The 15,902-nt window shown below is 58.4% G+C and carries 10 protein-coding genes and 1 tRNA gene; 5 read left to right on the forward strand and 6 right to left on the reverse strand.

The window, feature by feature from the left end; all coding sequences use genetic code 11:
• Positions 1-70 precede the first annotated feature (70 nt).
• A complete protein-coding gene (locus tag OHL21_RS10975) occupies positions 71-1,960 on the forward strand; it encodes a M61 family metallopeptidase (protein WP_263417313.1) in 1,890 nt (629 codons plus the stop codon).
• A 519-nt stretch (positions 1,961-2,479) separates the two neighbouring features.
• Here OHL21_RS10975 and OHL21_RS10980 read toward each other — a convergent pair.
• A complete protein-coding gene (locus OHL21_RS10980) occupies positions 2,480-2,674 on the reverse strand; it encodes a DUF3565 domain-containing protein (protein WP_263417314.1) in 195 nt (64 codons plus the stop codon).
• A gap of 97 nt (positions 2,675-2,771) precedes the next feature.
• On the opposite strand from OHL21_RS10980, the gene OHL21_RS10985 reads away from it, so the two are divergent.
• From OHL21_RS10985 to OHL21_RS10995, 3 genes are all read left to right on the forward strand, one after another.
• The gene (locus OHL21_RS10985) at positions 2,772-3,044 is read left to right on the forward strand and encodes an oxidative damage protection protein (RefSeq protein ID WP_263417315.1); all 273 of its coding nucleotides are present in this window, start codon (positions 2,772-2,774) and stop codon (positions 3,042-3,044) included.
• 103 nt (positions 3,045-3,147) lie between these two features.
• Positions 3,148-3,224: transfer RNA gene (locus tag OHL21_RS10990), tRNA-Pro, on the forward strand.
• A gap of 666 nt (positions 3,225-3,890) precedes the next feature.
• The gene (locus OHL21_RS10995; RefSeq protein ID WP_263417316.1) at positions 3,891-4,046 is read left to right on the forward strand and encodes a hypothetical protein; all 156 of its coding nucleotides are present in this window, start codon (positions 3,891-3,893) and stop codon (positions 4,044-4,046) included.
• Between the two features lie 1,867 nt (positions 4,047-5,913).
• Here the strand turns inward: OHL21_RS10995 and OHL21_RS11000 are convergent.
• On the reverse strand, positions 5,914-7,257 hold the full coding sequence (locus OHL21_RS11000; RefSeq protein WP_263417317.1) for an MFS transporter: 1,344 nt from the start codon (positions 7,255-7,257) through the stop codon (positions 5,914-5,916).
• Between the two features lie 226 nt (positions 7,258-7,483).
• Here OHL21_RS11000 and OHL21_RS11005 point away from each other — a divergent pair, with 226 nt between their 5' ends.
• Complete coding sequence (locus OHL21_RS11005) at positions 7,484-7,996, forward strand: hypothetical protein (RefSeq protein WP_263417318.1); 513 nt, start codon at positions 7,484-7,486, stop codon at positions 7,994-7,996.
• Between the two features lie 444 nt (positions 7,997-8,440).
• On the opposite strand, the gene OHL21_RS11010 is transcribed toward OHL21_RS11005, so the two are convergent.
• From OHL21_RS11010 to OHL21_RS11025, 4 genes are all read right to left on the reverse strand, one after another.
• A complete protein-coding gene (locus tag OHL21_RS11010; protein ID WP_263417319.1) occupies positions 8,441-10,174 on the reverse strand; it encodes a coagulation factor 5/8 type domain-containing protein in 1,734 nt (577 codons plus the stop codon).
• Between the two features lie 13 nt (positions 10,175-10,187).
• Positions 10,188-12,470: a beta-glucosidase BglX gene (gene bglX / locus OHL21_RS11015; RefSeq protein WP_263417320.1), complete on the reverse strand. Its 2,283-nt coding sequence runs from the start codon at positions 12,468-12,470 to the stop codon at positions 10,188-10,190.
• A 42-nt stretch (positions 12,471-12,512) separates the two neighbouring features.
• Entirely contained in the window at positions 12,513-14,018 is a 1,506-nt protein-coding gene (locus tag OHL21_RS11020) for a carboxylesterase/lipase family protein (RefSeq protein ID WP_263417321.1), read from the reverse strand.
• Between the two features lie 385 nt (positions 14,019-14,403).
• Entirely contained in the window at positions 14,404-15,807 is a 1,404-nt protein-coding gene (locus OHL21_RS11025; RefSeq protein ID WP_263417322.1) for a glycoside hydrolase family 30 protein, read from the reverse strand.
• Positions 15,808-15,902: the final 95 nt, after the last annotated feature.

A 15,902-nucleotide genomic window follows, 5' to 3' on the forward strand; every position in this document is an offset into this window, starting at 1 on the left:
CATTCAACAATTCAACTATTCAACTATTCAACTATCGGAGCCAAAGGCTCCGCCCAACTAGAATTCCCCCATGCACTTTCGCTGCGCTCTGGCACTCCTCGCCCTCCCCCTCTCCGCCCTGGCCGCTGACAAAAAGACTGTCGCAAAGACTCCGGAGGCGCCGTCTGCGCCGATCCGGCTTTCGGTTGATCTGACCGATTCGTATCGCCATCTCGTGCATGGCGCCGAGACCATTCCGGTCACCGCCGGTGCGCTTACGCTCGAGTATCCGGAGTGGATTCCGGGAACGCATATGCCTGCCGGGCCGATTGCGCAGTTTGCCGGCATCTTCTTTACGGCGAATGGTAAGCCGCTGGGCTGGCGTCGCGATGATGTCGATATGTATGCCTTCCATCTGGAGATTCCCGCGGGTGTCAGCGAGATTGAGGCGAAGTTCGACTATCTCGATTCCACCGATCAGCGCGCCTTTACCAGCAACAACCTGGCGGTGCTGGAGTGGAATACGGCTGTGCTGTATCCGGCGAAGATTCCGGTGGCGAAGATCAAGGTGACTCCGTCGATCACGCTGCCTGCGGGCTGGCATGGTGGAGGAGCGCTGGTGCCTGCGAACACCAGTGGCAACACCATCACGTTCGAGACCACGGATGTGGAGACGCTGGTGGATTCGCCATACATCGCCGGTAAGTACTTCCACGAGATTCCGCTGGCGCCGGAGTGCACGCCGAAGCATTTCCTCGACGTTGCGGCTGACACGGAAGAGGCTGCCAATCTGCCCAAGGCAACGATCGAGGCGGCCAGCAAGCTGGTGCGCGAGACGCGGCCGCTGTATAAGAGCTCGCATTATCGCGACTATCACTTCGTGCTGTCGTTGTCAGACAAGATTCGCGGCGAGGGGCTGGAGCATCATCAGTCTTCGGACAACGGTGTGGAGCTGGATGGCTACAGCAACCCGGCGCTTGCGGTCAGCAATGCCGATCTGTTGCCGCATGAGTTTACGCACTCGTGGAATGGGAAGTATCGCCGGCCGGCTCGGCTGTATCAGCCGGATTACGCTACGCCGGAGCAAGGCGATCTGCTGTGGGTGTACGAGGGCATGACGCAGTATTGGGGCAATGTGCTGGCAGCGCGTGCTGGCTTCTGGACGGCGGAGAACTATCGCGATGCCCTGGCCTCGTCGGCGGCTTCGCTTGATACGCGTCCGGGCCGCCGGTGGCGCAATACCGAGGATACGGCGATCGCGGCACAGTCGATCCGCGGAGGATCGCAGGCGTGGGTGAGCTGGCGGCGATCGCAGGATTACTACCAGGAGGGCGAGTTGATCTGGCTGGATGCTGACACGACCATCCGCAGGCTGACCAATGATCAGAAGTCGCTGAATGACTTTGCTGCGCTCTTCCTGGGTGCGGGCGGCGATACTCCGGCGAAGGTGCTGCCGTATGACTTCGATGAGCTGGTGAAGGATCTCAATCAGGTGGTTGCGTATGACTGGGCGAAGTTCCTGAAGGATCGGATTCTGTCACATGGGCCGGGCGATCCGTCGATCGAAGGGCTGGCGCAGGGTGGCTACAAGCTGGTTTATACGGACACGATGTCCTCCTACCAGCGCGGTAGTCTGAGCCGTCGTGGCACGGTGGATGCCCTCTATTCTCTGGGCTTCCGGACGAATCGGGAGGGTGTGATCAGCGATGTCTATATGGATTCGGTGGCGTACAACGCTGGGCTGGGGCCGGGGATCAGGATTGTGGGTGTGAACAGCACGGCGTTCTCCGGCGATGCTCTGTATGGAGCCATCAAGGCCGCGAAGGGGACGGACAAGACGATCGATCTGCTGGTGGCGATTGGGAACGATCTCAAGACGATCTCGCTGAATTATCACGATGGGGAGAAGTATCCGCATCTGGTGCGCGCGGAGGGTACGCCGGGGTATCTGGACGAGATCATCAAGCCGATGACGAACTAACGGTCCGCTAACCACGGAGCCGGGTGCCCCGGGTCCCGCTTCTGGGACCTGGGCATTCGCGCTCCGCGCGAATTGTTTTGCTTAAGGGCACGGCTTTCAGCCGTGCCGTACGAAGTTTCAACAAAGCAAGCGGCTTCAGCCGCTGAGGTCAATGCCAGGGCTTTGTGGATCTGCCCTCAGGGGCTCAAAGCCCCTTTCCTAAAACATCCTGAAACGGGACGGCTGAAGCCGTCCCCTTAAGCAAGACATTCGCGCTCCCGCGCGAACTTTTTGTTGGTCATCCCGAAACGGGGTCCCCGACCAGCTCTGCTGGTTGGGGCAGGAAGGGATCTGCTTTTCCGAGAAAAGAAGCGTATCGAGCTTCGCTCGACGATCCCACCCATTGCTCCGCAATGGATGGGACACCCGGTGTTGTGGCTTGTCTAACGACCCCATCTACACGCAAAATCGTTGCTTGGGACAGTAAAGGCCGGGCCCAGGTCCCTAAGGGAACCGGGGGCACCCGGTGTATGGGCTGTCCTAGTCCTTATCCTCACCACACTTGAGGCATTCGAAGGATTTCCCGATCCACTCCGCCCTACCCTCAGGTGTCACCACCCACTCCCGCTCCTGCCAGGGCGGATCGTGCCGCACATGCCGGGTATGGCCGCACTCCAGATCGGCGACCCAATGCCCGTCATCATCCTGATGAAACCCGACAATCTCCCGATGCACGCCCATACACCCGCTCCCACCACCGAACCCACTATTCAACCATTCAACAATTCCACCATTCAACCCTGCGGGCACGGCCCGCAGTAAGATAGAACCGATGGCACATATGGTTTTTTGCGCAAAGTACAAGCAGGAGATGGAGGGTCTCGATGAGCCTCCGTTCGACTCGGAGCTGGGACAGAAGGTCTACAAGACTGTCTCGAAGAAGGCCTGGAATGAGTGGCTTGAGCGCCAGAAGATGCTGCTGAACGAGTATCGGCTGCAGCCCTGGACGCCGCAGGCGCAGGAGTTCCTGGTCGAGCAGATGAACGACTTCTTCTACGGTTCGGGCGGCGAACTACCCAAGGAATACGTCGCTCCCGAACACTAAGAGCGGGGCCTCAGGGCCTCCCCTGCGGCGTGTAGTAAACTTAAAAGACAGCGGGCAATAGCCCCAGCGCCGCCCGGCGCAACCCGCTGCTGTACGTAAGAGTCGGGACGTGGCTCAGCCTGGTAGAGCGCACCCTTGGGGTGGGTGAGGTCGCTAGTTCGAATCTAGTCGTCCCGACCATTTACTTCAGCAACTTAGCAAGCCCGATTGACCCAAATGGGTGCAAATGGGTTCAGTTAAGCCGAAACGGCTGTTTCCGCACCGTTGATGGCGTCTTTGGAATACCCGCCCAACACGCACGCATCTATTTGCGGCTTCCAGTAGCCTTTCTCCTGTGCTGATCTTCGCTTCAGCGCGGCGTTGTTCGTCCCACTTTGCTTTTCTCGTACGAAGTTGGTACCAAACTTGGTTTCGTCTTTCCTTCTCTGTACCCACTTTTACACAGGCCTAGAAATGGGCGGCTAGAGGGTCTCTTCGGTAACCAAAGTCTCTATAAGAGCGAAAGCCACCGAGCTGCTACTCGGTGGCAATTCGTATGACTATGCATCACAAAAGGGGAATTCATCCCATAGAAGAGCAAAGTCAACCTAAGTGATACGCATATTAGACAAAATCGGTCCTCGAACGGTCAAGTTACTAAAGTCTATAAACCAGTCGATACTATTGCCAAAAATACTGTGCAATCCACAGGCATGCACCAGATATAGTGTCTCATTTTCACTTTACCCAACTCCTTGACAGGCCTACCATTATGTACGTCGGTGAACGCTGCTACGGTCGCCGACCAGCCTACGGGCTGCACTCGGGCAAATGCCTAATCGTCGGAGGCTGCTTCTATGAAGCGGTGTGACGCCCATCCCCATGGATGGTCAACCTAAAGTGACCGCAAAGAAGTCCTCGGGCGTTATCTTCCGTAAGTGGATCACCGTCAACGGTGTTCGCATTTACGCGAAGGATAAGGGCCTGAAGGCTTTCCCGATCCGTCTCGGCAAGAAGAAGTAGCCGAGTCGACCGGGAACGGTACCACATCAGCAACGGTGTGGCGCGCTCCTAAACGAGAGCGTTGAAAAGAAGCCTAGGCTGGCAGCCCAGCCGAAGCGTCGTTCTCAAGAATGGCGTGGCGTCCATTCGTCAGATCGGAATGCCACGCTTTCTTCTCCATATAACCACATCATGAAGCGGTACTTCCATGTCCCTTCGACACAGGGTACATACTCCGGCAAGAACCGGAACATTACACGGCGGATTGCTTCCTTGAACATGATGCGCGCCCTCTCACTTCTTTGATGCAAGTTCGGTGATCATCATCGCCCGAGCAGCCACGGCTGTGAAGGAATCCTTCTTGATCCCTACTTCGCCTTGCTGATAAGCACTGAGGTGTACCGATGAAGCGCTCCAATGTGATGATCGACTGATCTTCCAGGATTCTTTAGGTAGTGGTCAACGCCATGCTTCGTCGTTGGCGCTGTTCTTCGCACCCGGTGTCCGTATCCATGTACGTCATCATGGGGCCCGGATGAGGCACGGTACAGCATCCAGCGTTGTCTTCCGGCCTAGCGTAGAGAAGTGCCCATTTATGACCCGTAACGCCTGTCTCCGTGACCGACAATCTCCAAAAGATGAAAACCTTGGGATACTGGGCCCTCGTCTAATCGTATAGATCCGCCATCCACAGGGAATTTTTGCACTTTCCGCTGGCGTTCGGCATTTATATCCAGTAGAGGGTGTCTGTTGAGCTGCAGGATCACAAATTCGACTTTTACTCCCTTTTTGCACAACTTTCCGAGTGAATCTAGACGGGAGATAATTGCATAGGATTTAGTGCTAATCCACAAAAACAAAGAGGGCGTCATATAGACACCCTCTTTGACAATCAGGTTGCCAGCCTCAGCTAGGGTTAATACCCTCGCGAATCTAAGGTTGGCTTTGGAGGGAGACATGTTGCGCATGCTCTTCTCCGTCGTACACGGGATGTCGGGCGCCAACCCTATTCCCGTTGCCTTGGCGGCTACCGTTGGTATTCTCAACGGGGCCGCCATAAGGCGCACCTGTAGTTTATGTACTACAGGCATCCCCTGCAAGCTACAAGTTCCTTGGCGCATGGTGCCACAGATAAATAGAAGCATCCTATTTACGGTTTAGACCTGAGTGCCAGGATCACTTTATGGCTGCCGGGTAGGTCGCTGACGTGTCGGTCATGCCGCGTACTGGATACGGGATGACGCCAACGTGGGTGCAGTATGGGTGCAATAAGCGTTTCGAGACGTCGTCTTCCGCGCTCTAACTGATTGCAAAAAAGGCAAAATTGTCCGGATTCTCATCAGAACTGAGTTGGGGTGGGTGAGGTTGTTTTGACCAAAGGGTCGCAATCTGCGCCACTACGGAACTGTATACTTGCCCGATTGGCGAGGCGGAGATGACAGGAGACGTAAGTTTCTTTGGACTGGTGCGGGATATTCCCTTAGGTGAGAACTTCGAGCCGGACTATCGATTTGCAGGAATTCGGAGGTCCCGCGGCGAGCATGCCCTCGTTTACTCGATTCCGAACAAAAGCGGCGGCCGACGCACAGAAAAGCGAATCGTCGAGTCAGAGTTGGAACTTGCGTACCGAGAATTGCACCGGTCAGGAGAATTCACCCTTGGCTGGTTCAAGGAAAACATGCCAAAAGCCTCCACTGATAGTCAGTCTTGCAGCTTCAGAGTGACTGGAGAAGTATTTGTATTCTTTGATCTCGCTCGCCGCGTTACTTCAGGCCGCGGCCACAAATATGTCTTGCTTGAGAATCGGACTGCCTAAGAAGTAATGGTGAAGAGAACCTTATGAAGTGTGGTTCCGTTAGTTCGCATGCTTCTACTCCACTGCAATCGATTAGTCCTGCCCATTGCTGTCAGTCGTTTCCACGCCAAACGCCAATACAAACAATGTCCCTGCGCCCAACACCGGCACCACCATTCCCCACCGCAGCGAGTGACTGAAGGCCGAGACCTGGCCGGTCAGCCATGGCAGGGCGGAGGAGGCTACTCCTGCCAGGAAGAAGATGGTGTTGTTTTGGCGGCGGTCCAGGACCTTTGAGAGGAGTGCTGGATACAGTGGCCCCAGGCCGAAGCCTACTAAGAAGGCGCAGGTTAGCATCCAGGCGCTTTGCAGGGGGAGCAGCAGGCCTGCGGTGCCGGCGAGGACCAGGAGTGGTAGCCAGCGCCAGCGGGTTTCGAGGTAGCGGTCTGCTCCGGGGAGGAAGGCCATGGCGCGGCTTAGCAGCAGGCCTGCCCAGAAGCATGAGGGGGCGGCGATCGTGATGGCCAGGCGCATGGCGTAGCGGTCGGCGTAGGTGGAGAGCCAGCCGGAGCAGGCGGCTTCGATGCCTGGGGCGAGGATAGTGGCGATGATGAGTGCCGTGGGGACTCCGCGCAGGCCTTGCAGCATGGATGCGTTGGCGTCGAGGCGGGGTGCGGTGATTTGGGTCTTGCTGCTGCGCGACATCAGCCAGGTGATTGCGCCGTAGAGTGCCCAGAATCCAGCGAAGCTTAGCAGCACTCCGCGGGGGCTGCCGGTGCGGAGTGCCTGGGTGACTAACGCGGGGGCCAGGAGTGCTCCTATGGCCCATACGAAGTTCAGGCGAACCAGTGCGGCTGCGGACGCTTGTTGTTGTTTGAAGAGGATGCTGGTAGAGGTCATCACCGTACCTAACCCCATGCCCCAGATCAGTGCGGGGAGTTGGGGCCAGGTTGTTGTCGATGCCCATAGTGCTGCTGCGCATAGCAGCAACGAATAGATGGCGATGAGACGTTGCAGTGTGCCGCGAACTAAGAGCGCTCCCAGGGATGCGCCGAAGTAGACGCAGAAGAGCATGGCTCCTGCTCCGCGGTCGGTGAGATGCCAGGCGTGTGTGATGGCGGGCAGCATGGCGCCGGGCATGATGAGGCTTACGCCGGTGGCCCAGAAGCCGAGATAGGTCCACAGTTTGTTGCGGAGTGTCACCTGTGGAAGTGTATGCGGTTGGGTGGGGTTTGTGAGCCCATGAACCGGGTGCCCCATCCATCGCGGCGCGATGGGTGGGAGATTCGCGCGGTGCGCGAATCGTTTTTGTACACGGGTAGGCTGCGGAATTATGGAGCGTGCCTTCAGCCCTTCGTTTTCTAATGGGCCGGATACCCTGGGGCGTTGCCCCAGGCTGGTATAGAGCGCGCCTTCAGCGCTCAGAACCGTTGGCATCTTTGTTTGTCATCCCGTAGGGATCTGCTTTTCGTATCAGAACAGACGATCTCTGGTAGAGAAGCAGATTTCTCCGCTCCGCTACGAAATGACAAAACAAAAAGATTCGCGCTTTGCGCGAATCCAAAAGTTGGCAGGAGGTACACGCGGCGTTGCCATTGCGCAGGAATTCGGCGATTATGGCTCGTAGCAGTGCTGTAGCTTTCATTCGAAAACTAAAACTACTATGCGAATCTCTGGCAAGCTTTGCGCACTCGTCCTTTTCGCCTCAATTTCTGCCCTCGCTGAAAGCAAGAATCCGGCAGACTATCCGCTCCGCGTCCACGTCTATCCTCATCAAAAGGTTCACTTCTACAACGGCACCACAGAGCAGGAATCCAAGGGCGAGGGTATCGCGAACCTCTATGAAAACGGCCTGCCGCACGGTGTCGAGTTCACCTTTGACTGTTCACAGAACGTTAAAGGAAATCCCGGATTTGAGACCTACCCCGCGAAATGGAAGAAGCCCAATCAGGAACTGATCGTGCTCGTGCCTGTCTTTGCTAAGACGAACGCGTATTTCACCTGCAACTTCAAAACCAGCGTCAAGGATGAGGTCTACGCGGTGAATAAGGGCAAGTTAGTCAAAGTGCCAGGCGTTCAATACAAGGATTGGATGACGAAGCACAACTATGATCCGGAACATGGCTTGAACACACCGACGAATGTTCAGCAGGAGAAGGAAGACAGCACCCAGTAGTGTCTAGAGCACAAAGAGAAGCACATCCTGTCGATACTTAGAAGGATGTGCTTCTCTGAAGGTGATTAGGTGACTACTTGTTGTCTCCATCGGCGTGATCACGTTTGAGCTTCATGACATAACGAGACACGACGATCACCAAAGTAATGTGTTGGCTTGTTGCGCGCGGAACGCGCGCACTGGGTGGGAGAAGCGGGCTTCAGTCCGCTGGTATGAGGTTTGTAGATAGTTGGGCTTTTAGCCCTGGGCATTGTTTGGATCGATAGAAAGGCCCAGGGCTAAAGCCCATTTCTTTATGTGGCCGGTAAACCGTGGGCTGAAGCCCACGGCTCCCACCCGGTTCGCGCGGAGCGCGAACATCCCAGGTCCCCCGAGGGACCTGTTTACCCCAACGAACGAGTTCGTTGGGAACCCCGGCCTGGGGCACTCGGTATATCGACTCCACTACTGTGTGGGATAGTCCGTGACTTTGGGTTCGATGCGGGGTGGTTGGCCTGCGGAGCTGGTTCTGGTGCTGCCGCCGGTCTGGTTGATGACGTTCAGGATGGCGCCTTTGTCCAATAGCGCTACCGTGATCATGTGGTGGAACTTTACGCCCCGGGTGTCGGGGACTTCGATGGCGCGGTCCAGCACCACATCGGGATAGCGGAAGACGCTGTAGATGCCGAGGCCCCAGGCTTCGTGTTCGCGGACGTTGTCCGCCACCTTGTACGAGGCCCAGCCCTTGGCGCCTTTTTCATCGGTCCACTGTTGTTGTGTTGGAGGGTCGTAGGGAATCTCGGATTGGTAGAAGTAGGTGCGGCCGCGCTCGCCTGCCCAGAGCACCTGGTACTTCTGGTGATGCTCGACGAAGAGGCCGTAGATGGTAACGTCGTTGCCGTGCACGACCAGGCCGTAGTTGCTCTGGTTCTTGTCCCAGCCGACGTTGTGGCCGTGGTCGGCGCGCCAGATCCAGGTGTGGTCGACGATGGTGTCGTTGCTGTCGATCACAAGGTTCGCGTCGGTGCGGCCTTCGCCGGCTCCGCCTACGCGGAAGAAGACATCGTGCAGTGAGATGGGGTTGGTCTTATGGCGCAGCTTGCTGCCTTGCGTCCCTACATGCAGCAGCGAAGGAGAAGCGACCGTGCCCGCATCGAACAACAGGCCGGAGACCGTAACGCCATCGACATCGGCCACCGTAATCGCTTCCGTTCCGTGTACCGGACGCAGTGTGGCGAAGCCCAGGCCGAGCACGATGGTGTTGGCTTTACGGATGTGAATGGGTGCGTTGAGATCGTAGTTGCCGGGGAGCAGCAGCAGGTCTTTGCCCTTGTCGAGCGCGGCATTGATGGTGACATCAGTATCGCGGTCAGGACGAGCGATGTAGAAGTGCGAGAGAGGTACTGTGCGCCCTGCGGTTGAGCCCTGCTTCCAGGTGATGCCGGAGGAGTTCTCTCGGATGTTCGGCACACGCACGCTGAAGTTGCCCTTGCCATCGACCTGCAGGAAGGGCTTTTCGCGGACGATGGGCACGGTGGCGACGTTGGTGAACGGAGGCTTGGGCCACTCGCCTTCGGGTGCGTGTTCTGCGCCGACGAAGACCATGTTCCAGTTTGCGCCGGTCCACTGGTTCCACTCGGTGTTGCGCGAGATCCATTGCTGCTGTGTGCCGGAGTCGACCGTGCCATCGACCAGTGAGTCTGAGAGCCAGCCGCCGCTGGCCCAGCCGCGTTTCTGGTGCAGCACCATGTTGCCCAGCACATGCATGCGCCGCGCCGCGATGGCCTGCGAGACCGCCCACTGCATCGTGCCTCCGGCGGGCACTACCGAGAAGCCCTCGACGCCCCGCCAGAAGGTGGTGGTAGCGTTGTTGTTTTTGGATGCTGCGTCGGCATGCACATCACCGGTGACACGGACATCGTCAGGGTTCGCTCCCAGGCCGAGGACCTGAGTGTAGAAGCCCACGGGAATATCGAGGTTGTACTTGCCCGGCATCAGCAGGAAGGCGTAGCGCGAGCTGCCGAACTCGGCGTGCTGCTGCTCAGCGTAGACCTTGTCGATGGCCTGCTGCATCTCGTCATGGCTCATCGACGGAGTGAAGAGCTTTACGTTTGGACCAAAGTCGGGAGACTTCTGCTGCGCTACTGCTACGGCAGAGACAAAACCCAGTACTGCACCTGCAACTACTCGCATCTTCATCTGTAACTCGTCCTTACTTGCCTGCTGTTAGGTGGAAGCTCTTGTGCTCCGTCGCGGTGGCGTCGAAGCCTGCCCAGAGATCGAACTCACCGGGTTCGAGTACGACCTTCTTTGCAACCGGACTCCAATAGGAGAGCTCCTTTGCCGGAATCTCCAGAGCGACGGTCTTGGTCTCGCCCGGAGCCAGCCATACTTTTTGGAAGGCCTTCAGCTCACGCGCCGGACGCGCGGCGCTGCCGGCGCGCTTATGGGTGTATACCTGCACTACTTGTGCACCCGCAACCTTCGAGGTGTTCTCTACAATTGCGCGAACGCAAACAGTTCCGTCGGTGCTGACCGAGTCGGCGTCGAGCGTCATGCCCTTCATGCGGATGTCAGCGTAGCTGAGACCGTAGCCGAAGGGATAGAGAGGAGCACTGGAAGCATCCCAGTAGCGGTGCTCTGTGTTGTCAGGGTTTTGGGGAAGCGACTGGTAGTAGTAGAGCGGCTCCTGTCCGGCTTCGCGCGGCCAGGTTACGGGCAGGTGTCCGCTGGGGTTCACCTTGCCGAGCAACAGATTGGCTGCGGCGTGGCCGCCTTCGGTGCCGGGATACCAGATGTTCAGAATTGCGGGCACGTGCTGTTGCGCCCAGGTGATGTCGAGCGGGCGGCCGGTCATCAGTACCAGAACGACGGGCTTGCCCAGGGCTACGACTGCCTCTAACAACCTCTCCTGCTCGCCGGGAAGATTGAGCCGCGCACGCGATGCGGCCTCGCCGCTCATGGTCTGCGCTTCGCCTAATACCAGTACTGTCGCTTCAGCATTGCGGGCGAGCTCCACTGCGTGTGCGAAGGCTTCGGCTTTGGCCGCACCGGCGGTGAGCGTCGGCTTCTCCGGAATAACCTGTTCGTCGAAGATGGTGGCGGAGCCGCGCTCGATCTCAACGCCCACGGCAGCATCGATCTTCGTCTGCGGCAGAGAGTCGCGGAGGCCTTCGACCAGCGTGACGGTATCGCGCCGATCGCCGTGGATGGCCCACGAGCCCATGGTGTCGAGCTTGCTATCGGCCAGGGGGCCGATGACGGCCAGGCTTTTCAGATTTGTATTCAGCGGTAAGAGATGGTTCTCGTTCTTGAGAAGCACCGCGGTCTGCTCGGCCGCGGTGCGCGATGCGGTGCGCTCTTCGATCGAAAGCGTCTCCTGCTGAAACTTCTTCAGATCGACATAGGGATTCTCGAAGAGGCCCATGCGGTACTTAATCGCGAGGATCGGGCGGACCAGCGCATCGATTTCGGACTCGGGAATTTTTCCCGACTTTACCGCTGCGGGAATCCACTTGCGGTAGGTTTCACCGGTCATCTCCATGTTCACGCCGGCCTGCACTGCGCGGATCGCGGCGTCTTCCTCATCCCTGGCGAAGCCGTGAGTCTTCATGCTGCCGACCGACTCCCAGTCGCTGACGACGAAGCCTTTGAATCCCCACTCATGCCGCAGCACATCGGTCAGCAGCCACCGGTTGCCGGTTGCGGGAACGCCGTTGAGATTCTGATAGGCGGACATCATAGTCGCCGCGCCTGCATCGACGCCTGCCTTGTAGGGACGCAGGTAGACGTTCTGCAACTGCTCGTCAGAGATGTTGGTGCTGTCGTAGTCGCGGCCGCCCTCAGCTGCTCCATAGCCAGCGAAGTGTTTTACCGAGACCAGAATGTGATCGGGAGCACCGGCGTACTTGCCCTGGAAGCCGCGCACCTGCGCCGCGGCCATCTGCTCGCCGAGGTAGGGGTCTTCGCCTGCGCCCTCCATGATGCGTCCCCAGCGAGCATCGCGGGCGATGTCAACCATGGGAGCGAAGGCCCAGTGGACACCGGCGGCACGCGCCTCACGCGCGGCCATGGACTGCGTGCGCTCGACCAGCGCGGGATCCCACGAGGAGGCCATCGCCAGCGGCACCGGCATGATGGTGCGGAAGCCGTGAATGACGTCATAGCCGAAGAGGATGGGGATATGCAGCCGCGATTCCGTCATCGCGATGTGCTGCAGAGCGTTGATGCGTTCGGGATCGGTGAAGAAGAGGAAGCTGCCGATGCCGTTCTTTGCCAGGGCATCGGCCTTCTCCTTGGGCGTGTACATGGGCTGGCCGGCGGCCTGCTCCATCTGCTCAACCTTTTCTCCCAGCGTCATCTGCCTGAGTAGCGCATCCACTTTCTTCTGGATCGCGTCGTCCTTTGCGGTTTGTCCAGGCAGACAGGCCGCAAGGGAGAACAGAAGAGCACCGGCGACGGCGCGGGGAAGGCGATGGGGAAGACGGTTCAGCATGAGCTCACTTTCTTTTCGTATCCAAGTCTTGAGGGTTAAGGTTCACTGCGTGAGCAGGCCGTTCCACAGGGCCAGCTCTTCGGCCTGCGGACGCTGCGCGACATGGCTGGGCACGTCGAAGATCATGGTTCTCTGTTTGTCGCTATCGAAAGTTGGCCATGCGGGCGTACCCGGTGCAGCCATGGCTTCGCCCTTCAGGAAGGCAGTCCACGCCGCGTTCATAGTGTGAGCGAGATCTTTTGCGTTGGCCGCTGCTTCCGGCCCGAGATGATTCCAGGCAAAGCGCAGGTCGTAGGAGTGGAAGGCCAGCCCCGCGAAGTGTCCTTCCCCGGGGAAGTCGAGGCGGTATAAGTACGTCCGGTTGCCGCCGCTGGAGTGTGCTTCAGCAACGCGCATGGTGGGCACCCAGTACTCCTCGGCGGTGACGCTGCGGATGCGGCGCATCTCCGGTGAGAGGTTGGGATAGAGCTTCTTATAGGCCTCGTCGATGGGATGGAACTTCTCCACCGTCAGATTGCCGAGGTCCTGGCTGTCGGCATCCTTTGCCGGATGTGTGCCGATGAACGAGGCGCTCTCATCGAGGTTGGTGCCGATCAACAGGCGCTTGCCGCGTGTCGAGCCTCCGCGAATGGTGGCAAGGGGTGTTTGCGGGATGAGATCGCCGTCGATTTCCACCCGCAGCGGGAAGTGTACGGGCGAGGTGCGGATCATGCGCTCTTGAGCGAGGATCAACTCACCGGGTGCAGCCTTGGTGAGCGGGACGCCGTTGCCGACGGCTTTCCATGCTGCTCCGAACTCATCGGCGATCTGGTTGGCGCGATCCCTGGGCCAGATGCGTTCCGCTCCACCGCTCTCAGAGATCATCTGATGGAAGAGGCCGGTTGCTGAGGGCACGCCCATGAGCAGGCAGGTCAGCTTCGCACCTGCCGATTCGCCGCCGATCGTGACCTTGTTCGGATCGCCGCCGAATGCGCCTATGTTCTGCTTGACCCAGGTGAGTGAGGCGATGAGGTCCCGTACCGCATTGTTGGCCGAGCCGCGATAGCTGTTGCCCAACAGCGGCTCCATATCGAGGAAGCCAAAGACACCGAGACGATATGCGACGGTGACGACGATGATGCCGTTCTTCGCGAAGCCGGTTCCGTCGAACATGGGATCGAAGGAGCGGCCGCCGGTGAATCCGCCGCCGTGAATCCACACATAAACAGGAAACGGACCTGCACCCTGCGGAGCCCAGATGTTGAGATACAGGCAGTCTTCGCTCAGGCGATGAGTTTTATCCTGCTGGTACGCAGCGGGAGCAAACTCCGTCGCATTGCGTACCTGCTTCCAGGGAGTGATCGGCTGCGGCGCACGGAAGCGGAGATCGCCAACCGGGGGCTGCGCGAAGGGAACGCCGCGGAAGACGCGTACTCCCTCGGTCTGCACTCCGCGCAGTGGGCCTGAGGGAGTCTTGACGACGACCTCCGCTTTCTCTTGTGCAGCCGCATAGCACAGGCCGCCGATAGCCAGTGTGGCCTGTTGAACAAACTCTCTCCGTGTCAGCATTGGAAGTGTCCTGAGTTAATTAGTTCGTGACATAAATCATTTAGAGCTTTTTGCCATCCGAAGCGTTGAAAAGCAGGTCCTTCACTTCACCACCCCAACCAGCAAGCTGGCTGGGGACCCGTTCGTTCAGGATGACAACGTGTACGAGAGCAACTTCTGGAACACCATTTGATTACCGCACTATAGTGCGGGCCTTCAGCCCTTGGAGCTCCTATCTACCGCATACCTGGGGCGTTGCCCCAGGCTGGTATAGAGCGCGCCTTCAGCGCTTATTCTTCGCAGGTCCTTCACTAGAGCCAGCGAACAAAGTTCGTTGGGGACCCCGTTTGTTCAGGATGACAAGATTTTTTCTAAGCACTTCAGATTCACCAAGCTAGAACCTCTCTTACCAGACGTAGGTTGTGATGGCGCCGGCGGCCAGCGAGGTATGGAAGGTCTTTCCATGGAAACGTACGCTGAACTCACGCGCCTCCGCATCCGGGTTGCTGACCAGCAGAACATACTTTCCCTTGGGCGTGCGCAGTGCCACTTCAGCAGGGCAGCTTCTTTCACACGACGATCCGATACGAACTGAGCCCGGCGGCACAAACTTCGAGGCGTGTGCCGCGGTGTAATGCGCCACCAGGCGCGTGACCTTGTCACCATCCAGCGTCAGCGAGCCAGAGCACATCGGGCAGCCTCCGTTGTTGGTGTGCGGCCCGTTCTGCGGATCGGCCGCGAGGTTCCAGAGCAGCACATTGCGGCTCCAGTTATTCAGCGCCCCGATCACGACGCGCGCGAAGGGACGAGCGATCGGCATTGGTTCTTTTGCCTTGTAGGCGACGACCATCTGCTCGGTGAAGTAGATGTTCTTCTGTGGAAAGGCATCGTGTACCTGAGTCATGGCGCTGATGTCGCCGAGGTAGAGATGGAAGCCGGAGCCGTCGGTTACGGGCCCGGACTTTGGATCCTTCAGCACGGTCTCCGGATAGTTGGGATGGTCGCAGTTGTGATCGAAGGCGATGATCCTGGTCTGCAGACCGGCGGCGTGTAGCGCTGGTCCCAGGTGCTGACCGATAAACTCAGCCTCTTCGTCAGCGGTCATCACCAGGCTGGGTGTGTTCTTCGGGTTCTCCGGCTCGTTCTGCACGGTGAGCGCATCGATGGTGATGCCGTGCGCCTTCATGCCCTGGAGATACTTCACCCAGTACTGCGCGTAGACGGGGTAGTACTCCTTCTTGAGGGCTCCGCCTTTGACGTTTTCGTTGGTCTTCATCCAGGAGGGCGCGGTCCAGGGAGAGGCAAGGATCCTGATCTTCGGATTGATCGCCAGGATTTCTTTCAGGACAGGGATGACGTCCTTCTCATCCTCGGCGAGCGTGAAGTGCTTCAGCTCTGGATCGGTCTCACCGGCGGGCATATCGTCGTAGGTGTAGACGTAGGCGTTCATATCGGAGGCTCCGACGGAGACGCGGAGATAGGACATGCCGATCTGGCCGTCACGCTTGCCGAAGAGCTCATGCAGCAAAGTGCTGCGGGCCCCGGGTGTCATCTTCATGAGAAGCTGTGCGGAGCCGCCGGTGAGGGCGTGGCCGAAGCCGTCGATGGTTTGGAAATGTTTTGAGTCATCGATGGAAATTGTGGCGCCGGTGGCGGGGGTCCTGGTCCATTTCAGGTCGGCCTCACGATGCAGGAGGGTGGCGCCATCGCTCGTCGTGAGCCACATCTGTGCGGGCTTTTGGGCATTGATGGTTGCGGCGCTCAGCGAGAGGGTGAGGATCAGTAGCTTTTGCGTGATTTTGAATCGCATATCGTTTGTTTTTCAGAACCAGAGTGCCGGATTATGGAGCGGGCCTTCAGCCCTTTAATTCTTTGGGACTGTCTACCTGGGGCGTTGCCCCAGGC

The organism is Terriglobus albidus, from assembly GCF_025685425.1.
Lineage (GTDB): Bacteria > Acidobacteriota > Terriglobia > Terriglobales > Acidobacteriaceae > Terriglobus > Terriglobus albidus.